The 25,384-nt window shown below is 41.7% G+C and carries 17 protein-coding genes and 1 pseudogene; 10 read left to right on the forward strand and 8 right to left on the reverse strand.

Features of this window, described 5'->3' with window-relative positions; genetic code table 11:
• Positions 1–704: 704 nt before the first annotated feature.
• From L1D55_RS12735 to L1D55_RS12750, 4 genes are all read left to right on the forward strand, one after another.
• Entirely contained in the window at positions 705–1,211 is a 507-nt protein-coding gene (locus L1D55_RS12735) for a hypothetical protein (protein ID WP_239917663.1), read from the forward strand.
• Positions 1,212–1,426: 215 nt separating this feature from the next.
• Entirely contained in the window at positions 1,427–1,579 is a 153-nt protein-coding gene (locus L1D55_RS12740) for a hypothetical protein (RefSeq protein ID WP_019350930.1), read from the forward strand.
• 56 nt (positions 1,580–1,635) lie between these two features.
• Positions 1,636–1,839: a hypothetical protein gene (locus L1D55_RS12745; RefSeq protein WP_239917664.1), complete on the forward strand. Its 204-nt coding sequence runs from the start codon at positions 1,636–1,638 to the stop codon at positions 1,837–1,839.
• 706 nt (positions 1,840–2,545) lie between these two features.
• Positions 2,546–3,142: a type IV toxin-antitoxin system AbiEi family antitoxin domain-containing protein gene (locus L1D55_RS12750; RefSeq protein ID WP_239917665.1), complete on the forward strand. Its 597-nt coding sequence runs from the start codon at positions 2,546–2,548 to the stop codon at positions 3,140–3,142.
• Positions 3,143–3,201: 59 nt separating this feature from the next.
• On the opposite strand, the gene L1D55_RS12755 is transcribed toward L1D55_RS12750, so the two are convergent.
• The 5 genes and pseudogenes from L1D55_RS12755 to L1D55_RS12775 all read right to left on the reverse strand — a co-directional run.
• Positions 3,202–4,569, reverse strand: coding sequence for a site-specific integrase (locus L1D55_RS12755; protein WP_239917666.1), 1,368 nt, complete (start codon positions 4,567–4,569; stop codon positions 3,202–3,204).
• Entirely contained in the window at positions 4,569–5,159 is a 591-nt protein-coding gene (locus L1D55_RS12760; RefSeq protein WP_239917667.1) for a hypothetical protein, read from the reverse strand. Before L1D55_RS12760 ends, L1D55_RS12755 begins: the two co-directional genes overlap by 1 nt.
• Positions 5,160–5,170: 11 nt before the next feature.
• The gene (locus L1D55_RS12765; protein WP_239917668.1) at positions 5,171–7,582 is read right to left on the reverse strand and encodes an integrase; all 2,412 of its coding nucleotides are present in this window, start codon (positions 7,580–7,582) and stop codon (positions 5,171–5,173) included.
• The gene (locus L1D55_RS12770; RefSeq protein ID WP_239917669.1) at positions 7,576–9,915 is read right to left on the reverse strand and encodes a hypothetical protein; all 2,340 of its coding nucleotides are present in this window, start codon (positions 9,913–9,915) and stop codon (positions 7,576–7,578) included. The genes L1D55_RS12765 and L1D55_RS12770 overlap by 7 nt, the downstream gene beginning before the upstream one ends.
• Positions 9,916–10,068: 153 nt before the next feature.
• A pseudogene (locus tag L1D55_RS12775) lies at positions 10,069–10,368 on the reverse strand (ATP-binding protein); the annotation flags it as partial.
• A 515-nt stretch (positions 10,369–10,883) separates the two neighbouring features.
• Here L1D55_RS12775 and L1D55_RS12780 point away from each other — a divergent pair.
• A complete protein-coding gene (locus tag L1D55_RS12780; RefSeq protein WP_140367506.1) occupies positions 10,884–11,258 on the forward strand; it encodes an MbcA/ParS/Xre antitoxin family protein in 375 nt (124 codons plus the stop codon).
• A gap of 183 nt (positions 11,259–11,441) precedes the next feature.
• Here L1D55_RS12780 and L1D55_RS12785 read toward each other — a convergent pair whose 3' ends face one another.
• Positions 11,442–11,867 carry an antitoxin Xre/MbcA/ParS toxin-binding domain-containing protein gene (locus L1D55_RS12785; protein WP_345772782.1) on the reverse strand — a complete coding sequence of 142 codons (426 nt, stop codon included), beginning with the start codon at positions 11,865–11,867 and terminating at the stop codon, positions 11,442–11,444.
• Between the two features lie 278 nt (positions 11,868–12,145).
• Here L1D55_RS12785 and L1D55_RS12790 point away from each other — a divergent pair, with 278 nt between their 5' ends.
• Both L1D55_RS12790 and L1D55_RS12795 read left to right on the forward strand, forming a co-directional pair.
• Complete coding sequence (locus tag L1D55_RS12790; protein WP_180912791.1) at positions 12,146–12,313, forward strand: hypothetical protein; 168 nt, start codon at positions 12,146–12,148, stop codon at positions 12,311–12,313.
• Between the two features lie 997 nt (positions 12,314–13,310).
• Positions 13,311–13,892, forward strand: coding sequence for a DUF2913 family protein (locus L1D55_RS12795; protein ID WP_140367512.1), 582 nt, complete (start codon positions 13,311–13,313; stop codon positions 13,890–13,892).
• Positions 13,893–14,593: 701 nt separating this feature from the next.
• Here L1D55_RS12795 and L1D55_RS12800 read toward each other — a convergent pair.
• A complete protein-coding gene (locus L1D55_RS12800; RefSeq protein WP_239917671.1) occupies positions 14,594–17,173 on the reverse strand; it encodes a hypothetical protein in 2,580 nt (859 codons plus the stop codon).
• A 486-nt stretch (positions 17,174–17,659) separates the two neighbouring features.
• Between L1D55_RS12800 and L1D55_RS12805 the strand changes: the two genes are divergently transcribed.
• Positions 17,660–19,687: a DNA phosphorothioation-associated putative methyltransferase gene (locus tag L1D55_RS12805; RefSeq protein WP_239917672.1), complete on the forward strand. Its 2,028-nt coding sequence runs from the start codon at positions 17,660–17,662 to the stop codon at positions 19,685–19,687.
• Here the strand turns inward: L1D55_RS12805 and L1D55_RS12810 are convergent.
• On the reverse strand, positions 19,674–20,729 hold the full coding sequence (locus tag L1D55_RS12810; RefSeq protein WP_239917673.1) for a cysteine desulfurase family protein: 1,056 nt from the start codon (positions 20,727–20,729) through the stop codon (positions 19,674–19,676). The genes L1D55_RS12805 and L1D55_RS12810 overlap by 14 nt on opposite strands.
• A 329-nt stretch (positions 20,730–21,058) precedes the next feature.
• On the opposite strand from L1D55_RS12810, the gene L1D55_RS12815 reads away from it, so the two are divergent.
• Positions 21,059–22,015, forward strand: coding sequence for a DUF4007 family protein (locus L1D55_RS12815; protein WP_239917674.1), 957 nt, complete (start codon positions 21,059–21,061; stop codon positions 22,013–22,015).
• A 2-nt stretch (positions 22,016–22,017) separates the two neighbouring features.
• Positions 22,018–25,368, forward strand: a complete 3,351-nt coding sequence (locus L1D55_RS12820) for a hypothetical protein (RefSeq protein WP_239917675.1) — start codon at positions 22,018–22,020, stop codon at positions 25,366–25,368.
• Positions 25,369–25,384 lie beyond the last annotated feature (16 nt).

Below are 25,384 nucleotides of genomic sequence, written 5' to 3' on the forward strand. Positions count from 1 at the left end.
TGCCGATAGAAAGGCATGTGAAAATCCGAAGTGCAGCGACACCATTTGACCCTCAATACCAAGAATACTTGGCAAAGAGAAAGTCTAAAAGGCTAGCTCGTAACTCTTGGAACGAACCTGCTCCGACTGCTTTATAAGTTGCTGGGTATCATTTGATGCCTTTGTGGAGGCTTGAGCCTAGTGCAGTGAAAGTTGCACGCTGGGTTCTTAGGGAGGCGGCACTTGGTAACAAGTGTCGTCCACCCGACAAAGATGAATCGCTCAAACTATAGCATCTAAAATTCGCCTTCCTTGAATCCTCCTAGCCAGCCTGAAGTCGGTCTATCGTCCACTTATGGTCGGCTGCACATTGAGAGCAACTTTCCAAAGTAATCACACTCGGCCTATATGAGATATACGCCTACAAACCCGACAAAAAAAACACTAAAAACAACAATTAAAACCAACAAACAAACCCAAATACCAAAAAATCAAAAACATAACCATAAGTCACTATATTACCACAACTTTAAATTAAAATTTAAAATTTAAAAGCCAATAAAAACCACAAAAAACCCAAATTAAACTCACAAAAATAACGATCAATATCAAAATTAAAAACAAAGTAACAACCAAGAAGTTTTAATCACCGATAGAACCAGTTAGAGTGATGTTTCTTCAGGGTTAGATGTGTAAAAATCAACGAAACATACAGTGGAGTATGAATGTGCAAAAATTTTATTGACCTAGATAACTATGGCGGAGCACTCCCCCTCCGACCGCAAATACGAGAGCTGTTGTGCAGTGAGATCATCGATAGCCTACAATTTGCTGGGTTAGACAATGAAGACCCAAGTAACACCATTCAAAACGATTGGCAGTTAGAGCTTTTTGATAAAACAACATGCAAATTATTGTTAAGGTTGAACTTTTCCAACCAATACAAACCTGTAGCGCCAGAGAGTGGACGGTACCTCTGCATTACAAATATACAAAGTGAGGTTTATAAACCAATTTTTCAGGATTGCATTTTAGGTCGTACTATCGCTCAGTTATTTAAACACTTCAAAAATCTAATGTTCGTAAAGATTCATGATGATATCAGCCTGTCGAAGGGCTTATTCGATATGCGTGGTTGTAATAGTGAATATAAAACTATTTGGAGACCTGATGCTCGCCCTCCTGTCATTGATTACATCAGGAAAGAGAAGGAAGGAGACTCCCTTAATTAGCAGCACATTAGGGTGTTAAGGGACTGTGGCGATTTCAAGTAGAGTGAGTTTGTATTGACCAATTTTGCAGGGTTATTAGGGCTGCTATAGGAATACCATTAGGCGTGATGTTGACGTTACGAAAAATAAAAAATCGAAGACCTCCGGATGAAGAGGAGCCTAACTAAGCTACGTTACCAATGGATATTGTGTGGGATGATTATTATGGAGCAACTATGGAATTAGATTTAACGAATGATCAGGTAGTTATTTTACTACATTTAGTTCAAACGGAGATGGCTGGCATATGTGGTGATCGAGGCTACATGGAGCTTTCAAAAATACGGGATACTTTAGAGAGACAGTTAGCTGAGAGCTTTTCAGGCTAATCTGATGTTTTTCCAAAATCTATGTTTTAGCCTCATAATACAAGGAGCAAAGTCCAATGAAAAACCTCCCCGCATTGAAAGAATTTAAACTCGATGACTCACCGTTTCCAGTCGTCGATCCTACTAATTTACCTCAGAATCTACTAGCAGCATTAGATAGATTTATGGCTGGAAAAACGGTTAGCCACTCTGTTTACATATACGTTCAAGACTGGGTAGAGTTTTGTGGTGCCGTAGAGAGGGGAAATATCCAAATTTAAAACCAGCTTTCGGAACTTCGGAAACTACACTTGCAAAGAACATGATCAACGAAAAATGTGCCTAGAGATGCCAACGATACATCAATTGCCAATACTCCCCCAATGTCGCGCAATGATGTTCGACCCGCTGAACTGGTGAGCAAGCTGTATCATTTGTCACTCAAGAGGTGTCAGTATGCCTAAGAGGCTGAACAAAAATACGTCTATAACGTTAGCAAAAACCGTGATGAGGTTGCTTGGCTATTGGGATATCTCACGTACTACTCAGTGTTCGCTACTCGGTATAAGTCTAACGAACAGCAACAGGTTACGAGCAATGGAGGCTGGGACTACAGGTATCCCTAGGGGGCGGGATTCACACGAGCGAGTTATCAACCTATTGGCGATCCACAAACATCTCAGTATGCTCTACCCGTATAATCCAGAGATCAAATATGGCTGGGTAAATATGCGCAATGCAAAGCTCGATGGGCGCACTCCGATGGAGGTCATGATGGGCGAGGGTTTTGTCGGCATATCAAAAATCAGGAATTTTCTGAACATGAGCTATCAGAGGTAAAGCCCACAAAATTGGTAGTTCCTAGCACATTTAGCCAAAGCAGAAGACCAGACCGATACCAAGGCTAAACTCCGTCAAAGGAAAAATGGAAAATGATACATTTTGCCATACAATGAATGTAAAGTATGACAAAACGTATCAATCAGCATGAACCCAGCATATCTAGCAAAGCTTAAAGAGCTATCCATATTTACGACCTCGGACGCAGCAAAATTCAACATAACGCGTGCCGCCCTTTCTCGCGCCGTGGAAAAGGGTCACATAGAAAAACTACAGAGAGGACTCTACGGTTATATAGGTCGAGAAGAGTCTGAGATGCATTCTTTTGCAGAAGTCAGTGCCAGAGCTAAAAATAGTGTTATCTGCCTTCTGTCGGCTCTCAGATACCACAACCTCACCACCCAAGCACCTTCTCAGGTATGGCTCTGCATCAAAAAAGACGATAGAGCACCCAACATTGACTATCCAAGCATTCAGATTATTCGCAACAGGGAGACTGAGGATTTTGGAGTTATCTCAACAGAAATTGATGGTGTCCCTGTTATGGTTACGGACGTTGAACGGACGGTCGTTGATTGCTTTAAGTTCCGCAACAAGATCGGTATTGATGTTGCGATTGAAGCACTTACAGAAGCCAAACGAGCCAACAAACTAGATCAGCGGAAGCTCTGGGAGAATGCTAAGCGTTGCAGAATGACTAATGTAATGATGCCCTACATGGAGGCGCTAAGCCTCACTGGTTAAACTAAATATCGCAGCATCCTACCTAAGTGTTTAATTGAACATTCTCGAACCTACCACCTCTACTTTCCCGAAGATACAATGCATTTATCGATATCTGACTGAAAAGCTTCTAACAATGCTCTGATCTCAACTAGCGCTGCGGTAGGCGTTAACTCCTTCCTTGCTATCTGCTCTTCTAACAACTCAATCTGACGATTTGCTAAGTCAACACTCGACTTTAGTGATACTGCATTATAAACCTCTGTATAGCCGTGAATATCTGCAAATGCGAGGTCAATATAAGTATCTAAAGAGCTAAGGTTTGTATGACCTGTCCACTGCTGAAGCTGCATTTTAAACGTTTGTGTGTGAAGCAGATGTTTTCGGAAATCATCCTTATCATTCACCTCTTTAGTGGCAAGAATAAGCTCCTTCAGCTTGTCTGTAATAAATGCATGTCTCCAGAGGTGAGGGTGCAATTCCCCCTCGATACCAAGGTCTTTTTTCCACTTGTTCATGTAAGTCCCCCATGAATCGGCAGAAAAGGCTTTACCTGTTTTTAAGCCGACAAAAAGGTAGTCATGTTTGACTTTTTTCTGCCTCATGACCTTTTTGCGAACTTTGATGTAATCCGCAATCATTGACAACAAAAGGTGTGACACAGGAATTTTTCGAGTGGTGTTGTCATCCTTACGCTTTAAGGTAGTGAGGGTCATCATCCCTGTACGCCTAGCCTCCTGATAATCACTCAACGTAATTAAGTGAAACTCCGTGACACGAGCGCCCAGTTGTTCCATCGCGGTATACAACGCCATATCCCTTCTGCGCTTATCTTTGTTTTCCTGAGTCTTTATGTGCTCCCACACACGTAAAGCATCATCAGAAGAAACAGGGTGGCGTTTCTTGATCTCATCTTTTTTTGGTACAGCAGAGTGCGTTATTTTAGTACCTTCTATAAACCCTTTGTGACCTTCCTGTTTGCGTTTGTAATGCTTTTCGAGTATCTGAATTGAGTTACCTTTGTCTTTGCCAATAAAAGCACTCAAATCATGAAACGCTTGGATAAACTGCAAAAAATCCAAACAGGTATGTGCAATCTTTATAACGGAGTTATTCTTGCGTTTTAGTTCGCCAAGCGGCGTTCTCTCTGCCTGTAATGATTGAACAAAAAGGGTAAATGTTGCGTCAGTAAGCTGGCTGAAGCGACTCAATAATGGCTGTTTTTCAATAAAGTGAACCAAGTGGATGATATCGTGGGCATACCCTCGAATAGTGTCACTTTTTAAGTTTCTCACCATCAAACTATGGATGTAGGCATTGGCTTCATAGCAAGGAGTATGATTACTGTAGGTTACGAAGGGAATATCCAGTGGCTTACGAAAGACAAGCTTGCCATCAAACCCAAGGTGACTCCATTGTTCAAAGTCTTTAAGCTTACGAACCGCCATTAAACTTCTCCATTCAAAGTTTCAATTAGATCCGCGAGTTGTTTCAGCTTCGAACTCAAAAGTTCGCCATCCAACGTATGGCTCAACTCTGCTTCAATCTTCCGATTGTGCTCTCGATAAAGCTCCAGTCGCTCCTCCACTGCTCCTTCATGCACCGCGAGTTGTTTTAACTTGGAGCGTAATTCCGAAATAATCACTAGCGTTAGAAAATTGCTGCGCTGTGCTGCATCTAGCTCTGATTTAAGCTCTGCTTTTTCCGATTCGAGATCTGCTTTGGTTTTTCTTTTACTACCCTTTGCCGTTCCTGCATCACTTTGAGCCTCATCTATTTTCTCTTTAGCATTAATACGAAGCTCATCTAACGATAAGAAACCCCTCTCTAGAAGTGCTTCTGAAATACTTTTTACTGTGTTTAACGAACACGACGTGATTTTACGATCTTCATTCTGATATTTAGCGATGCCAGATTGTGATTTAAGAGCCTTCACAAGCACTTCATCATCTTTAAATTCAGCGGGGGTTGTGATGATTTCCTTTAACAGCGTTTCTGTTTCAAGTATCTTAGTTTGGTTCTTCTCTAAAACTTTCATTGTCCCAATCCTCAATCAAGGTCTTTGATTTTTAAAATTAGATTAAAGGTTTGAGTTGTACCTCCATCAGCATCTTCGATGGTAAAGAACTCTGGCTCAAGCGTGATTCGACCTTCTTCTAAAAGCTGAATAACCTCTGTTTCAATGTCTTGCTCTTTTTGAAGTCGGCTAATGTGAGGGATGGTTAGATAATACTCATCATCGTAATCTTCCGCTGCCTCCCTCACTGTCTCTATAGTAATCGGCGTTGAGCTATCACCTGTCATTCGCTCTGCAATTATTTTGCGAACCTCTTCTATTCCTTCGAGCTTCGCAAGCTCAGAGGTGGAATCGACAACACCGCGAACGATCACGCTGGCTTTCGCCCCATAAAGTACCGCCCCTGTCTCTGATTCAGAGATGTAATTATAGAGATGCTCCATATCTGAATGTCCAAGCATCCAACGCAGAGCATCCATACCATCGAATCCTTTAGACCAGAAGAATGCCATCGCAAAGAAGCGCCTTAATTGGTGCTGACGAACGTAATTACGGCGGTACTCACCGTTGTCATACTGCACTAAATCAGTTTCGACGTAATCACATAAAGCATCGAGATGTGCATTGTAGGTTATGTGACTTGTAGGACTTAAGTGGCATTGTCTTGAGTGTAAGTTGTTAAACAGAGACAACTTTCCCTTGGATAAATTCAATTCATTGGCCTTGATGTTAAATTGCTCCAAATGCCAAATGAACCTTGCGATAGATAAGGGAATTGGTCTTTCTATTGTTGCATTTACCCCTTTTGAGCCAGTTTTTTTTACCTTAAATATCAGGTTGTACTCTGTTTTTTCACCTTCTTCAGAAAAGGGGCTTACATTAGGTGATAGGTTGCCATGTGGCTTCAACTTGATTAATTCATCTTGTCTTCGAGCCATGATTGCACCCACCAAGACTTGTATTGCGCCTTGCAGCACCGAGAACAGTTCAAACAAACTTTTATTGGCTCGAATACGTTTATGTCGGTTTTCAGCGCTATCAGCAAAGCCTTGAACCTGCTTTATCCCTTTTTTAAGGTATTCACTACTCAGGCAATTGATTGCTTCCGTTTCAAGCCAGTAACCTCGCTCCGAACTAGATATATTTCGATGCAATTCTTCATTCCAAGCTAGGCTGCCTTGTGATGGTCGGAGTGTGTTGGAATTTTTTGTAGCAGATTTGCTTCTTGCTTTAGATAGCAGAGTTAGCATTTCGTCTAGTAAAGTAACTTCACCTTTGTCGGTAGGTAGATGCTCTTTGGCAAACTCATAGCACTGACGAATTAAGTTAAACACAAACTTAGGCGGTAAGGTACGTGTTCTCCCTACCTTTTTTAAGTCAACTAACTGACTAATGCTACCAGCATTGACACGCTCAGACATAATTGATGGGTTTGCTGCATCTTCACGTTCACAATTGGTATGAATCAGTCTAATTGCTTCAATATACTTTGAGATATTTTTCTGATTCGTACCTGATGATGCATCTTTATTCTCAACTGCACGATACTCTGATCTTTTCTTGGCTTCTTTGAGGTAAAGCTCGGGATAATTATAGGTTTTGATGTCGTGATAAAGCATCTTTCTATCAAATAACAACTTACTTAGTACAGCTCCATTGCCTTCGTAAGTAATAAATTCACCTTTTAAATAAAACCCTTGTTCAAAAAGCCAAGCACACGCCCTGTCTCTCACTGATAAAGATAATAAAGTCTCATCTTGGGCAATATGTCGATTAACATAGGGGTATTTTTCTTTTAATCTTTGAGTATCTTCATCTGAAACACTCGCACTAGCATTGTCTAGCAACGTCTTAACGCGGTTGCTAAAATCATATACTCCATGAAAATTCCCATGCTCAGCGAGTTTAATCAAAATGTTCAGCCAAAAGTCATCATTCACATTTTGAAGGTGGTATTTTGCAAGCTTTAACTCCTTCGAGTGCAGCAATATAGCATTTATTAAGGCAACAACTTTGTTAATCTTTTGGTAAGCCACTGCTGGGCTGACAACTTTTCCACCATTTTCAAGCGGGTTATCTATCGCTGTAATCCAGTATTTAAAACTGTTTAATAATTTGCGATGCTTTGTATCCGTTAGGTTCTTCCCATCATCTAAATACACACTGTCCCAATGTATAGCTTTTGAGGTTTTATTTAGTTTTATTAACCATTTAGTTGCGGTAAAACTGGATTCTAACCACTCAGGTTGTCTTTCATCATAGCCATAGATGCCCGTATGGATGTGAGTGATGATATCTAATGCCCGATAATCATCATTAGCTACTGAGAAGTTTATAATTTGCTCAAGTGTATCTGAACTTAGACTATTGAGCGTCGAATGGTCTAATGCAATGTCTTCAATGAGGCTAGCAATAGGGGAATTGCCGATGGCGTCACTCAACATAGCAGCGCTCCTTTAATCGAATCAGCATCAAGCTTATTTTGGGCTGCAATATCAAGCATCTCCATTAAATCAGTGTCAGCACTATGCTTGCCTGAACTTAGGGTATCTAGGACAAATACTGCTGACTGATACCAGTGAAAAACGATATCCAAGAATGGTTTCTCATCATCGTCACTCTCAACAATAAGGCGTATCACCATTAATAACTGCAAAAGAGAGGTTGATATGGTGTAAGTTAACTGGTTGAACACTAAAGACTCAGAGGCTTCATTGCCAGTAGCGCCCTGCCGAACAAAACCGTGGTCGAAATGCTCTGGAATATTACAGATACCGTGATTATGTAGGAATTCCTCAATGTCTTCAGCACTCATCTTAACGGAGTCTAGGCGGTACACAGAGTCTTTCATGGCTTCAAGCAAGATCGCATTCTGGAACTGACGTACCCAACGATCATTAAAGAAGTCCATAAGTGGTTTAGGAAGATAAGAAGTCAGTAAGTTAGTGTCTTTCTTTTCATGACCAAGCGCTTCCGAAACCGCATCCATTGAGCGTGTTTCCAGATAAATTTGAAAACCTCGGTGTCGTCTAATCGAGCGCAATGAATGAATATCAGAAATAGCTTCTGCATCAACTTGGCTGATATCACTGCCCTTATCAAAGAGCGATTTATCTAATAACGAATCATAGAAGTCATTCGCAGCGTGAAGAGTGACATTAAGATTACTTGGACATATCACATTAGAAATGGAAGCGGTCAGAATCATCTTTCGCCAATTCACATCCCCCTTATCTTTTAAGTATTCACGACACATATGAGTATGTTGTATCAAAAACTCAACAACAGATTTGGAAAGCTCATTGAGCACAACTTCTTGTTGCGCGTTGGTTGGCCCTTTGCGTGATTTATAGCTTACCGCAATATATTGATTACCAACTTGCTTGTAACCCACCTTATTGCCATGAGAATCAAATAACTCCCACCTTTCAAGCCAAGAGGGTGTTATCAGGGGGTGTTCCATTACAAGTAGCGTTAAAAGAGCATTTAGTGTTGAGCTAGTAGGTAAATTTAACTCCGTGTGAAGTTGTGTTGAGTTACCGGAAAAGCCCAAAAATGTCTGATACTTTAACTTTGCGCCTATGCCGTGTGCGTAAAATGTTGCAACCGTGTTGTTTAGCTTATCTGCACCAACAATATTGTGATACTGAGTGTTGTGTGAATTGCTGTTCAGCGGTTTAACTAGACCAGTGTTGAGGAAAGCTTTATTTCTACCTTCTCGCTCTAAAAGTTCCTCAAACTTCAAGATGCACACTTGCCTGATATGCTCCATATCACGCTCTACACGTTGCTGAATGATTAATACAGCCTCTTCATCTTTAATTTTCAACGGAATGTTGGCAAACCATCTATTTTTTTCCCGCTGCGCTGCGTTGCCACCAACTGAAAATGTGGGCGCTGCATCCTTAGGGTCTTTCCATTTTGGAACAATGAACGGTTTATGAGGTTCACTAAAAACGCCTGTGTTAATAAAACAATCTGTATAATAGTTAATGATATTCGCCCACCGAGAGTGAAAGCGCTTTGGGTTGTGATGTGCGGCTAGGGAGCGAACAAATAGCACCTTAAACACCTTATGGAAGAAAAGCTGAACATGGTTGCGACTCAAGTAAGTTTGTATAGTTAACCCACCCCGTTCAGAATAAACGGTGGACATTCCATCAAAAAAGACTCTAAGTTCATACAGAATGCCTGCAAGGGATGATGATTTACGTGTTGAAGCATAGTTTTTTAGCGCAATATGAACTTTATTAGTAAAATCCTCGCCAAAATTTACATAAAGCGTATCAAGATGAGCCTCGAAGCTTTTGCCTTCTTTTGATACAACCCGCCACCCGTTTAGGTAATCAACTTTTATTTTATCTATCTTAAGCTTGCGAAATTGCAGTAGGCAGTTTGAAGCATCTTCTGTTATTTTGAGGTTTGATAGTTTTATCTCATTCAAGCTTAAGTGCTTATCCTGTGCAATATAGCGAAAAAGGGTTTTGGCTCTATTGCAATACGAGTATCTTTGATTGAGAGGGATGTTATCGTTGTCATAAATGAAGCCAATGAACAATTGAACGTGCTTATTGAACGAGATAGAGTCATTTAGGATTTTTAATGCTGTGTAGTTGCCTTGCTCCACTAAATAACAGTATGCAGAATAAGTATTCAGTAATGCTTGAGTATGTTCTTTTGGCTGAGATAATTCAGAAGCTGATTTGAGGTAGCTAAGGTATTCCCCTGACAGGGCGGTATTTAACAAAGAAAGTCCACTCAATGTTTTTATATTCATGATTTAACCCTATAGATTGACAACTAATGGTTAATATAAATATCAACCTGACAATCATCAACAAAAAAAGATAGTAATAAAAAACAAAATGTACTTTATTTACAACATCATAGAACATTTTTGATACTTTTTAATCATTAGGATTACATAGATCTCATCAAGAAACAATAAACCATTATGTGCCAAAGAGATCTCGCCCGGGCGAGGTACAGAGCCACCACCAACCAGCGCTGCCATTGAGCTCGAATGATGTGGCGCGCGAAACGGACGTTGCTTCCAGTTGTACTGATTGATCTCTTGCTGAGTCAACGAAGCCACCGATGCCGTTTCCATCGCCTCATCATCACTCATATCAGGTAACAAATCACGCAGACGAGACGCTAACATGGTCTTGCCCGTTCCAGGAGGTCCGAGAAAAAGTAAGTTATGGTTACCCGCAGCTGCGATCTCCAGACGGCTAGCGTCACCTAGTTTTTTACTAAAAGTATTATAAATACTGCCAGACAAGGCTTACAAAGAGATAACACAAAAAAGTGTTACTTATGCATACTTTATATGTACTGATTTGAGGTTTTATGGAAAATCGTTACCTAAACGGAGGGATTTGAGCGATCACATCAGAAAAACCCATTGAATATCAAACATTATATGGAGCACACAATCTAGACAGGTTGCTCTATATTGGTTGTGCCTATCTCTAAGCTATCTCACTTAGCCGTCATACTTTACTGGTTTGGCCTACCTTTTCTTATCAGTTTGGTGAGAATTTAGTATGCTGGGAGCTTATCACTTTCCAATTAGTGGCAAGCTGCTTTTGCTACACCAAAGCCAATTCAAGCATCGTATTGTCGTATATACTATAAATGGTTCAAAGAAGGCAGCTACAACTGATGAATTGATAGGGGTTCTAGTACTAACATAAACGTGTCATAACCCCACTATGTGAATAGAATAGGTTTTAAGCAGCAATGAAAGTAAAAATTGAGAAGACTAGTGATGGTGAAGCTTTCTTCACCATTCCAGAAATACTGCAAAAACAATTGCAATGGAATGAAGGCGATCAAATCGAATGGCTGGAAAATAAAGACGGTTCATGGACTTTACGTAAAGTCAGATTTGAGGGGGATATCCAGTCAAAGTCTATAGAGTATATTCTTTCACAATATCCTACCTTAAAAGTTCAAATGGAGGGTGTGTTTGACGACTCTGACTTGAAAACAGAATGGTTAACTTCTGCAATTCCAGCGCTGTCTGGTTTAACTCCGCTTGAAGTAGTGCTTGAAGGTGACTTAAAACGCGTTTTAGAGGCATTAAATCGTATCAAATATGGCGATATTTCTTGAGATAATTTTATCTCAAAGAACTCAGGTTAATATGTCGAGCTATAGCGCCCTAAAATGCAACGCAGAGATACGCTGCATAAGAACCAATCATAGCGTGTCTAAGGTCCAAATCGCAAAACCAAACAGACTGACTTTCCCAACCATGTCAATAAAGTTGTTGTGTGACAATAGGTAGGTTTCCATTTAAACCGTATATCCGTATTTCAACTTATTGATCTCTTCTATCACCAGAATGATGCCAGTTATTGTATCACAGAATGAAAGTGGTGTTTCTTTGCCAAACACCAAACTAGGTTTATTTAACCAGCGTAATGTCGCATCACGATTACCAAAATACACATCTGCTTCTTTGACCATATCGGTAAGCATAAGCGCATGTTCACTGGCCGTTGGACTTAGCGTTGCGTTCGGTTCTTTCACTTTTCGCCGGAGAGTACGCAGATTAACGCCAATGAGTTTCGCGTACTCTGTCTTAGTCAGACCAATAATTAACATTCCTCTATCCAACGTCCCGACAGGAAGACCTTGACGAATAATTTTTAGACTATCGCTTACACTGTGAGCTTTGCGCTTATCACCTCCAAGCATCTCATAAGCAACACTGAACATTAAAGTACCTCCGAATATAACTACACTTACACAATAGGCGACAAATGGTGTAATTTGATAACTTTAACACGGAAATGTCTCGACGTTTGCGAGTTACAAGCTCGTTCTATTCAGTGGTCAGCTGATTTTGCTACACCATAACTAATCCAAGTATCGTATTGTTGTATATACAATAAACGAGAAATGATTCATGGAAGACAGCTACAACTGATGAATTGATAGGGTTGCTCGCTATTACTCTCTAGCGCGCCTACATAAATCATGAGAGGATTAGGATATTGTTTTTAAGTATAGTAATCGCATTGAGTTTAGCTATTGGTGTTTTTGCTCTTTATGCGCAAAAAGTCCACATTTGGCTCTCGAAACACATGGATGAATATGAGAAAGAGCTAGAGCAAAACAATCCAGAAGAGCTAGAAAAGCTGAAGAAAAAATACCAACGTTAACAAAAAATCACCTGATGCAACCGTAAATTTTATTAAATTTTCGGTTAATCTTACCGTCATTCATCTCAATTTCCTGGGGAGTTACGCTCCAACCGTAAATGAGGTTAAATTCACTGTTACTACTCCTACCTGCAAACTCAAACTTTTGTGAATTCAAAGACAGGTAATACTAGTGGTTAGATGTCATATTTCACTATATAGACACCCATTTCTTGCGATTGCTGATAGATATCCAGAGGTGTGCCAGAAAAGTTCACGACAAACACACATTTGCTCTGAAATGTGTTACGCACCACATATAAACGTGACGAATCTGAAGAGAGATATCTTAGCTTTTCTGGTGCTTAGATACGATAAGAGCCACTGTTAGCGGCTCTCATCGTATCTACCTGTAGTTAATACTCTATGAGCGGAAAAACAGGGCTATCGTATGTCCTCGGAGGGCTGCTTTGCAACTACGCCAGATTCAAATTGATACTATTACTTCTGGCCAGACAGTAAATAGCAGCTCAATGAAAAAGCAGAAATACCCGAGGCTCTCACGTCTAGTCTAAAGTTATAGACTAAATATCGCAAGTTCACTGTTATTTAATACGGCTTCGCTCAACAAACTACTACCTCTTTATTATTAGTTTCGAGCGTTCAATTCTCTAAAGCATAGTTTGACTTACCCTTCATCCTCTGCTGCATCGTGTTCGGGAGAGATGAGTAATATCGTTGGAAGCCCTTGGCTTTTTCTTTTTTGTTGGAGGATAATAGTTATAAATAGTTTGAAACTTTTCTGCTTCCGAAGTGTATTTCTATCATGGCTATCCAAAGAAAGTGTGACAACAAAGTTGAAACTGACTTTTAGGCATATCAGTTTCGGGAAATTAAACATTAGGAAATCATGAATAACTAAAAGTATGGGAAACCACTTCACGATTCAAGATTGTGGTTGATAAAGCACTACGAGCCCCCATATTTTGAAATATCGAACCACAACGTTATCTTGCCCATGCAAATCAAAAGAGACTTTGACTACTACCACAACCTTCACAACGTCATTACCCACGCCCTGCTTCATTTGTTGTGTCAGGTATCAGCATCCACCCGTTTTGTACCAGTCACAACGCGCAATGACATCCTTATCAAATACCTTAAGCCAAAGCTCAACGATAAGTCGTTATCAAATATAAAAAAAGACATAAAGCTGATGCTCAGCGTAGCAAGAAAAAAAGGTGGAAACCTAGAAATAAAACTGCACCAGCTAAACTCACAGTCGAATAAAGCCAAACTCGTCGGCGCTGAAAAGCTTTATAACCTACTCGTACACCTTTATGACGAAGAGGGTATTGAGTCGCGACTGTTTGAGGAAGGTAGCGAAGCGGAACCAGGGGTTCTTTACATGTTAGAGGAGCAAGTCGAACACGGTTTTGATAAAGAACACAACCAAGTAACCCCACTATCGATGCTTATCCAACTAGAGCGTGCACCAGAGCTCATCAATTCTATTAATACTCACGGCCTATTCCTTGCTGAAATGAAAGAGTGGAACGCAGAGATACATCAAGCCCACATCTTAGTGCATCCTGCTTAATAAACCTGGTTAGTGAGCATTTAAACCGCTATTTAACAAAAATGGACATAAGCGCATCAGTGAGTCTGCTAAATTAGCATCTCTCGGGAATTTCAGGTATTGCGAACCTCCAATCAAATGACCACATTCAGTCAACCACAGGTTCATAATAATGCCTGGCTCGACTATAATTGCAACAGAGCCATGAATGCTTACTTTGTTAAGCATTCAAATGAACAAAGATCACTTCATGAAATAGTGGAAATCAAAGAAGAGATGGTCACAAATTTCCAATAAAACGATGAACCAACTATCTTAACTTGATTACATAGCTCTTTTGTTTCATTAACCTAGGACTATCGGTACAAATAACTTCGCTAGAAGCGCTATACATAACGTTATAAAAAACAACCAAAATCCAATACAATTCAACCACATAAACACATTGAATTTCCAAGAGTAAACTTTCACCCTATAACGTATAAAAGGGTACTTAAAGCAATACCCCATGAATCTTGTCAAGATATTATAAGACATCATACACTGATAATCAGAGTGAAGTTTATCGACATCTTTTGCTAACTGTTTATCAATAAAGACAATGCGTTGAGGATCTCCTAAGCTCAATACTGCTCCAGATATAGCACCTAGTACGCACCAGATGACAAAGTACCAAAATATGATAATCGAGAATAAGGCTAAAACTAATTTAAGAGTAATCATCAAAAACTTTCCTGAATGACTTCAAGCTGCTCTTGCCCCCACTGATAAGCAATATAAATAACATCACCGACATTCTTTCCTATAGTAGAACCTGCGATACCACCTACAGCACCACCTGCAACAAAAGCCCCTACTGAAGCAATCGCTAAGATCGGAGCAGAAGTTACACCAACAACCCCTAGTGCTAATAGTGTTCCACCAACTGCTGCATTACCCATGACGCCTCCACCGTAAATTCCGCCAATAAATCCAGCCACTTCACGAGTAGTTATTCTGCCACATTCACCAGAGCCATCGACAGAGCATGCATCATAGATATTCTTCGCGCCACTTGCTGCGCCAAGCACTAGCCCAACGTAGCCAACTCCACGAGATGTAGCGATACCAATCGCCACATTTGCCATACGCTTACCTAAATTAGGCACGATACCTTTTGCGATAATCTCATCGGCATTATGAATGATTGAGCGAGTAGATAGTTTGAGGTTGCGTTTAATCTGAGTATAAACAGGTATTTGAACGCTACGCTTTGATAACGCGGCAAAGCTACCATCTAACTTTTTAAAGAGCGAAGCTCGCTCTGCGATAAAAGAACCATAGTTGACACCACCAACGCGACTCGCCATTGCCACCTGTGATACGTAAAGATGGTTTATTTCAAGAAGCACACCATTGATGTTTTTTAAATGTTGTTCAACAAATGCTGCTACAACACCAACTCCTATTGATACATCGGCATATAGGTCAGTTGGAAGACCGTCCTCCTCAATTTTTTTGATTGCTTCGCTAGCATAATAGTCTAATAACTCAAAGTGTCGATTAACGGTAGCAACTTGTTCTTCAGTTAGTTTCGCTAACTCGGCACTGGCTGCTTTTGCTTCCTCAATAAGAGAATCAAGCTTACTTCTATGTGCTTCAGTGGTTGGTTCTTTAGTTGGTACTACTACTATCTCTCCCTGCCGCACTGGGTTATTCAAATGCGTGTTATATTTCTTCAAAAGCTTTTTGATGTCTTCACTTGTTTCTGAAGAGAAAAGGCTTTGCCAATAGTTTTCAAGCGGCTGTGTTTGTCCTACTTGGGTAAAACCAAGTTCAAATTCTGTTGCAACGTCAGAGACTGTTTTGATATTTACCACAGGGATGTCTTTTTCGACCAACCTTTCGCTATTGATTGAGACTATTGAAGTATCAGCTAAACAGTGGCCTGTATATCCATAAAATGTATTCAACGGTTGGTTAAATCGCTTAGGACTCTCTGGCGGTATCTCATAAACGGATTCTTTTTCAATGCATTGAGGTTGCGACTTCTGTACATTCAGAGAATCACCTACCGATAAAGACATCGGATCTGCGTCATACTGCGGATTGAGATCCAATAAAGCTTTTGGAGCGAGACCGTGCTGCTTGGCAATCTTCATCCACGTTTCTCGCGCTCCTGTTTCGGGATCGGTTTGAACAATATGATTAACTGGCTCAGGTTGCTTTTGTTCGGCTGGTTTCGTTACTTCAGTTCGTTTAATTATGGGGTGTTTGGTCGCTTCAAGTAGCTGAGGAATATCTAATTTTACCCCATGCTCGTTCAACCACTCTTCGGTCAAATTATCCAGCTCATCGCGAGTAATTTGTTTTTCTAGGTAAACGAGATACTGATTTTCAACAACTTTGCCTCCTAGCTTCCAAAAGACTAGAATGACAGATTGATCCGTGTTGTACCCGCGCTCAGGGTCAAGACGCTGATGCCTACTTAGGTTGGCATAAAAACTCCAACGTCCATCACCAAGTAAACGGTACTCTTGTACCAACTGACTGTCGTGGAAGTGATAATAAAAGCCTTCGGTAGGGAACCCTAATCGTTCGCCCAATTGCACGGTAGGTGTCACGGGAATAAAGCCTTCATTGGCAACTTGTGCGCCGATATTTCTGACTTTGACGGGATGTGTAGGAGAAATCCCCATAGGACGAGAAGCAACTTGGGCGACAAGCCGTTTAGGCTCATCAAATGCCGTCTGTATAGTGTAGCGGGTGCCATGTTCAGTTTTTGTTTCAACCCAGCGACCTAGCTCCACTTCATTCTTTGTTTTGGCTAAAATAAAGTGGCAATTGCTAGCCCTGCGTGCTGAATCTTGAGAGCACGTAATTTCAAAGCTGTATTCATACTTTAGCTTCGGTGGTTCATCTGAGTAATCTGGTCTCGGAGGCTCTGGAACATACGTTGGCATCGGTAGCGGAGGATGTAGACTCTGATTTCGACTGTAACCAGCGCTACTTCCACTCATTCGAGTTCTCGCTAGCAATGCACTTTGTGCAGCAGGCTCAACGTTATCGGTAGCTTGAGAGTTCAAAGACCACGTTTTGCCTCCCCCCATCGTTCCTGATTCAGAGAGCAACATCGGTGTTGAGGGTGAGTCCGTCAGTAAAACAAGGTGTCCTTGCCTTAACTGATCCATGAAAGCTTTAAACCCCATCCCAGACGGAATTGCCGTCTTCAACTCGCGTTCATTGAGTTCATTAAAGCCACCTTCAACTTGTCCAAACTCATAAGCCATTAACTCTGTGATCCGTACAACTCGATAGCTCATATTACCTTGACCTGATTAAATATTTCACGATTTCATTTTAACCACTATGCCATAGGTAACATATTGAAATTAAAATGATCTATTGAATGAAAATCACATCTTGACATGAATATATGCGGGTTTAGGCATTGAAAAACGCCATTCACCACTGAAAGGAGGGATGATGATGCTCTTTCTCCTAGGCTCGGATTAGATTTGATAGGGGAAATGCACGCCCTCTGAATTGTGTAGAGTATTGATTCTAAGTGTTTTTGGAGCAAAACCTTCTTAGAGGGAAAGACAAACGACGACAAAAAACATCGGAAAGTTTCGAACTTTATTGTCGAGTTATAACGCTAATGTTCGACGACACTTTTAATAACGAGGGTTCAGCTCTTTTGATCTCTATTGTGAGGGAGGTTGGCACCCGAAAGTAGGGTAACAATGGATAGTTAAGCATGATTAAACCCGTTAAAATAGAGCGATTAGGCGCCAAGGGTGATATATATGGATTTCCAACTATTTAAACAGCTTGTCAATCAGGTTCGTATAGGGAAGCAGCTTCCCGATGCGGTTTACCTGCATAGGGATGCTATGAGTGAACTTCCCCACTCACTAGAAAAGTTCGTACGGGCGGTTGCTCAAGCGGTAAACTTACCGGACGACCAATGGAACCTCATTAAGCTGTTTAAAAAGGAATTCCGTTTATCGTTGTTGAATTACCCTACCTTTTATACCGCTTCCTACCCAGCGTTAGAGCAGAGCCTGAATGTAGATCTGAGCAAACTTAGTCATAAAGTGACTTGCTATCGCTCTTCAGAAAATCCACCGATTCTGCATCGAAAAGAGACGATGATTCTACCAGGCAGTGACCATTTTGAGCTCTTCACCGCACTGACTAAAGAAGGAGAGGCTGCGGGCCTATACGAGAACACCCGCACTATTGGCTTCAAACAGTCGTGGTTAAATTTGATCCAAAAAAAGGGATACCAGTTAGTCGATGGGAGGATACTGAAAGCCGAACCGGATGCATTCAGTAATGCTCAAAAAGATACAGGGATAGATCGCCACAAAACAGCCATTGTACGTCATGAACTATCAGGCCCGATGAAAACATTGGCGAAGCAAGGTTACCTAGATGGGCGGTTTTCTATTTTCGATTACGGATGTGGCCGAGGGGATGACCTGAGAGAGCTTGAAGCACACGGGCTCGATGCGTTGGGCTGGGATCCGGTTTTCTCACCTGATAACGATAAAGTCAATTCGGATATTGTGAACTTGGGGTTTGTCCTAAATGTTATCGAAGACCAAGATGAACGTCTTGAAGCACTATTGAGCGCTTGGGAGCTAGCAAACAAAGTACTGGTCGTCTCGGTAATGCTGGCCAACGATTCGTATATTGCGCAGTTCCAACCCTATAAAGACGGAGTGATTACGTCGAGAAACACGTTCCAAAAATACTACGCGCAATCAGAATTCAAGGGGTACTTAGAACGCTCTTTGCAAGAGGATGCTATTGCTGTTGCACCGGGCATCTTCTACATATTCAAAGATAAGCTAGAAGAACAGCGTTACCTCCAAAGTAAGTACCAGCGACACCATACTTGGCAGCAACTGACATCGCCTCAGCCTATAGAGAGTAAAGATAAAGCCAAGTTGGTCATTAGCCAAAACAGCACTTTGTTTGATGATTTTTGGAACGTATGTCTGGAACTTGGCCGGATACCGGCGAATGACGAATTTAACCGTTCTGAAGAAGTGAGAAGTTTAATTGGTTCTCATAAAAAAGTGTTTCGTTTACTTCAGGAAATGTTCGATACACGAGAATTTGCCAATGCAGAGAAATCCCGAAAAGAGGACCTACTTGTCTATTTTGCTATTGGGCTATTTGACAAGCGCAAACCCTACACACAACAGCCTGAAAGCCTAAAGCGTGATATTAAAGCCTTGTTTGATGATTATCGTACGGCCATTAATCTCGCGACCGAGTTACTTTTTGCGATCGCAGATACGGAGCTCATTGGAGAGCAGTGTGTCAAAGCTCACCAGCAATTACCGGCGAGCATCCTCAACGAAGGACACTCTCTAATTTTCCACAAGATCTATATAGAACAGTTACCGCTTCTTTTACGCGTTTATATTGGAGCCGCTTTGCAGATGTACGGTGAGCTCGATGACAGCATTGACTTGATCAAAATACATATCAACTCCGGGAAGCTTACCTTGACTCAATACGATGATTTCGAAGAATCAGTCCCGTATTTAGTCGAAAGAACAAAAATAAAGATGGCAGATCAAGATATCGATTTTTTTGACTATGTAGATGAACAGCACCGCCCACCCTTACTCAATAAACACTTGTTGCTTGATAAACAGAGTGGGCAGTATGAAAAGCAAAAGCGCTTTGATCTGCGACTATCAAAGCTCTTAGGAACAACGCCAACAATTGAAGTCATTTTGCACCGAAAAATGTACGAAGAGCGCTTGCTTCAAGCTGGAAAAACTGTCTCTGGCTTTAGGCTCAACTCTCACTGAACTGGTATGGTGGAAGGCTGATACGATAAGTGCGTCGTGCAACATCTTCGGGCATACCAATCGCTGTAAGGACATGTGAAGCCACATTTGAGAGCGCATTACACGCAGAACCTTGAGAAATCAGCCAAGGGTGCTCGCTCGTAAAGCGCTTCACTTCTTCATCCGTGTGAAATGTAACACTCCACGTCGACGGAACTACAGATGCGCCGCCATTCCTTGTAAAATCAAAATGTGCCATTACGTCGAGAAATTGCTTTTCGATAAAGCCTGATTTTGTTGGATACGATTCCACCGCCGCGGCAAGTCCAACGATCAACGGGGTAGGAGAGGTCCCGCCTCGCAACCCTAATTCTTGCCCCCCCCCGTGGATCAGTGGGACGAGTTCAGAGTCTCTGGCGTCCCGTATGTAAAGTGCGCCTATGCCTTTCGGACCGTAGATTTTGTGACCTGATAACGAGAGCATGTCGATATCCATATCGTCTACATCGATATCACATTTACAAAAACTCTGTGCAGCGTCAGTGTGAAAGGGGATATTATGCTTAAAAGCTATCGCACCAAAGTCTTCTATGGGTTGAATAGTCCCAAGTTCATTATTAACGTGGTGGATGGAAATCAAAATAGTGTTACTTCGTATTTCAGCTGCGAGAGACGATGGCGATATACGACCATCTCTATCTGGTGCGAGGTAAGTCACTTCGAAGCCGATTGACTCGAGAAATGCGCAAGTATTAAGAATGCACTTGTGTTCAATCTCTGAAGTAATAATGTGGCTTTTACTATCTAGATGTTTGAAAGCAACACCTTTTAGTGCGAGGTTGTTCGCTTCACTGGCCCCACTTGTAAAAATAATCTCACTCGGTAGCGCTCCTATCTTCTCAGCAATACACTCTCTTGCTTGTTGGATTGCCTGAGTGCTGACACGTCCCGCTTGGTGAGCTGACGAGGCATTCGCAAACTTTTCGTTCTCCCAAGGTTTCATGGCATCTAAAACTTGTGGAGAGACCGGCGTAGAAGCAGCATAGTCATAGTAATTGTTCATTATAAGCAATAAAACTCTAGCCAAGGATTGAAGTTCGCTATAAAGGTGTATCGTATACCGATTTGGGTTTCCCTATAAAGCACTTCTCAATAAAATATAACTAACCCAATGATTAATATAAAAATGACATCATAGATTCCTATTAGTTAACCATCATACACTAAACTGCACAAAGGATATTACCAAATAGCTTCAGTGAACGTAATGACCCGATCACTGTATAAAAAAACAGCCCCGTATCACCTTTCAGCAAAAGCGGCTAGACCTGAAGGTATTAATGTGTAAGATCGCTGTTTGGATAAAATCTCCAATTCAGCAAGGTAAGCGCATTGAACATCGAATCTACGACACTGAAATTCTCCGGACATCAAACTTTCCCTATTCGTTACGGGTGGATTTACAAGATTATTCAAGAAGTTGTAAAAGGTGAATCCCTTTCTAGTAAATCGAACATAGAGCAGCAAATGCAATCGATGGGCGTAGGTAAGAACATGGTACTGTCTGTTCGACACTGGATCCGTGCGCTCAACTTGGTGATTTGTATCGATAACAAAGAACAGATTTATCAATTGACACCGCTTGCTGAGCGCTTGTTTACGGACAAATACGAGCATACTGCGTATGATGAATACCTCGATAAAATAGGCACAACTTGGCTCCTACATTGGTTGTTGCAATCTATCGAGCCTACTAAAGCTGAACTTAACGCTTCTAGATTTTTCTTTAATTATTTCAATGGAATAAAAGTAAAGAAAGAGTCCTTAGCGACAGAAATCAAAGACGCACTGGCGAATCATGAAAAAGAACTCACAGAAGCAACGCTGAATAAAGACATTGATTGTCTTTTACAAATGTATGCACACAAATCGTTACAGACCAACAAAATCAACGAAGACAGCTTTGCCTCTCCGTTTACCGAACTCGGCCTATTAAAACAAGAGGACGCTAAAAGCTACATTGCGGAGCTTACTCGACGTCCATCTTTGCCCGTCGAAATTTTCACCTATGCACTGATTGATTACATGCAGAAAAAACATAAAGGTAGCAAGGTCAACACCTTATCTTTTGACGCATTGTTAAATGACATAGGCTCCCCAGGCCGAATATTCCGCCTATCTTCCGTAGGGTTGAGTGACAAATTGGATCAAGTCGAAACACTCACTGACGGCAAAATTGCTTGGACCGATACTCAGGGCTTAAGACAAGTGCAGCACTCTTTTGACAGCATCGATTGCATAGACCCAAGCCAGTACCTTAAACACTACTACCAACCAGAGGAAAAATAAGCGTGACTCTCAGTAAACAATACTCTATCGCTACACGCCACCAACGTTCAACCCGTATCGATAGTGACTTGAGCGCCGACTTCTTTCCTGGCTTGGTTTATCACGGGACAGCACAAGCTTCCTTAGAAACACTCTTTCGCCAGTACGGCCAAACAGGACAAAGCGCTTACACATTAACAGGAGCTTACGGGTCCGGTAAATCGACGGTAGCGCTGCTCATGGCAGGTCTATTGCATGCTGACTCAAGTATCCGTAGTGCTGCAATCAACTCCATTAATGCAGAGTCACAATCACTATTAAAAGAGAGCACACCATATCAGAAGGGATGGCTACAAATACGTGCCGTAGGAGGCGTCAATGGCCCTATCGAATCTTTTTGGAGTGCCACGTTGAGAGCACTTGAGGAGCACCCTAAGACGCATAAGACCAAAGTGCTTAACAAGTACCGTAAAGCCAGTGTTGAGAGTGATAGCGAACTGATTAGCTCATGGAAGGCTCTCTTTGATGATGTCGCGCCTTATGTTGATGGTGTATTGATCATTGCCGATGAGATGGGGAAAAGCTTAGAGTTCATTAACCGAAGCGGGGGGGATTTACACTTATTCCAAGACATTGCTGAAGAGCTCTCTCGCATTGATACTCCTGTCATTTTCTTAGGCTTGCTACATCAAGCATTCAGTGAGTATGCAAAAGAGCGCGGCACTAAACTACAAGATGAATGGGCCAAAATTCAAGGCCGTTACAGCGACATTCTGTACAATGTGTCGACCGATGAAACAGTCGCGCTGATCAGTAACTCGATCAAAACAACATCACCACACCGTAGTGGTGATGATCTCGTTCAACGCGTACTCTCAGCTCTTGAAGACAAACAACAGCGTAAAGAGTTGCTACTCACGCGCCTAGAGCAATGTGTTCCACTTCACCCATTAACAGCATTACTACTAGGGCCTATCGCCAAGAGGCGCTTTAGTCAAAACGAACGCAGTACATTCAGCTTTTTAAACTCGTACGAGCAATTCAGCTTCCAACTTTTCTTACAACAAACGAGTAACCAAAACGCTCGATACGATCTTAGCCATCTGTGGGATTATCTTGAAGCTAACATGGAACACGCAATATTGGGCTCTCCTGATGGACATGGATGGGCAACAGCGGCGGATGCGATAAGAAAAGCGCTCAAACAAGATTTTTCACCACAATGCATCGCATTGCTTAAAGCTATCTCATTAATTACCCTGTTTGGTAAATCAGCTAACCTAACAGCGACGGAAACCATACTCCTTACCGCAACGGAGATTACCGATAAAAAGCAGCTAAAAGGATGCTTACAGCGGCTCAAAGAAACCTCATGCATAGTCTTTAGAAAGTACTTATCTTCTTGGGTCGTATTTGAAGGCTCCGATCTCGATATTGCAGGCTTAGTAGAAGAGAAAATAGAACAACTGCATAACAGCCACGAAGCTATTGAGCGCATTAACTTTAGTTCTCAAGTAATTGCAAAAGGCCACTATCATGAATTTGGTACATTGAGATGGGCTGCTCAAACCGTAGCGATGCAACTCAACTATATCGATATGCCGACCCTTATTCGATCTCGGAGTGGCGAGTTTGCAAACTTCTTGTTATTGCTAAAAGAAGAACCAGAAGATCGCCTACTTGAGCTGACACGCAATGATAAGTCATTGATGATCGCATGTGCACCTAATGCAAATGAAATCATCGGTCTAGCTAATGAAAAGTACGCACTGGAGCTCATCAAAAGTGACAAGACCACTGGCGCAGCGCTGACGCACGACAAGGTCGCTAGGGAAGAACATAGAGCACGCTCGTTTAACGCTCAATCGGCTTTAGACGGGGCATTGACTACCGCCTTCAGTAACTCGCGATGGATACACAATGGCATGGTCTATGGTAAAGAAACGATGAGTGAAATCGCCACTTTTGCCGCTGACAGCATATTCCATCAAGCCCCTAGAATTCTTAATGAGCTAGTTAACCGTAACAAACTCTCTGGTACGGCGGTTTCCGCTTTGAAAAAACTACTGGAAGCGATGCTTGATGCAGAAGATCGAGAGGATTTGGGTATTAAAGGGTTTCCACCGGAGAAATCAATGTATATCAGCTGCTTAAAAAATACTAACATTCACTCAGCTGAAGGTGAAAAAGGGCAGCATTGGTTTAGAGATAACCTAGATAAAAAATTAAATGCAGTATTCGCCGCTGCGGAAAAACGCCTAAAAGATCGCAAGGGCAACGAGGTCGACTTATCTGAAATCGCGGAGCTTTGGGCAAACGCGCCTTTTGGTTTAACAAAAGGTGTCATCCCGATCTACTTGCTCGCGTTTTTGAAATCGATGGGTGAACAAATCGCCTTTTACGAAAAAGATATGTCTGGTGAATTTGCCTTTATTACAGAACCAGATAGTGAATATGTCCACAAACTGATCAAGAATCCGGGCGATCTCGCCGTTAAATACATTGTTTTGGCGAAAGATGAGAAAGAATGGTTGCAGCATCTCGCGATTTTCGCGGCGTCTGAAACTAACCGTGATGTATCCAATAACATCCTTTCTGTCGCGACGCCATTAGTAACGACTATGCACAACCTTCCACACTGGGTAAAAAACGCGCACCATATTTTCCCAGACAATGACGAGCGCAATAGAACCTATTTGAGGATCCGAGATCTATTTTTACAAGCCAATGACCCGCATACACTACTCATCAAAGACTTACGCAAAGAGTTAATCGCCTTTGGTGCTGATGAGTTTGCGAGTCAAATCGATGTGTTAGAGGACTGCTTTAAGACATTGAGACAAAAGCACGAGCAGATGCTTGCCGCGATTAAAATCAAGGTGAAAACCATTTTCCCCGAAAGTGGCGAAGAGCTTGTGGATATGTGCCAATATGTCGAGCAAAACTCCGGCGACTTGCGCTTAAAGGCGTTCGCACGCGAACTCGCGAAAAGTGACACAGGATTGTTACAATGGCTGGAAAGCATCATTCAGATCGTCATCGGACGCGGAAAACAGAACTGGAACGAAGGTATCCTTCAGACTGCGTCAAACAAAATCAGTGATTACGCCCAAGATTTTTTGAGTGTAGTGAAATCCCAACGTAATAGCAGCGGTGCAGCCTTCCCATCCAGTAAAACAAAGTTGGTCTCCCTCGTTTTAGAAGGGGATGACGGCAAGCTGACATCGTTCAAACGAGAAATCAGAGCAATAGAAACAGAAGAGCTGAAAAGTACCATAATTACGATTGAACGCCAGCTCTCAGGGCTCGATGATTTCCATAAAATCAATCTATTACAACAACTACTAAGAAAATCGCTCGAAGCGCAAAGTTAACGCACGCAGGTATTAT

Source organism: Vibrio sp. Isolate22, from assembly GCF_022398115.1.
In the GTDB taxonomy this organism is placed as follows: domain Bacteria; phylum Pseudomonadota; class Gammaproteobacteria; order Enterobacterales; family Vibrionaceae; genus Vibrio.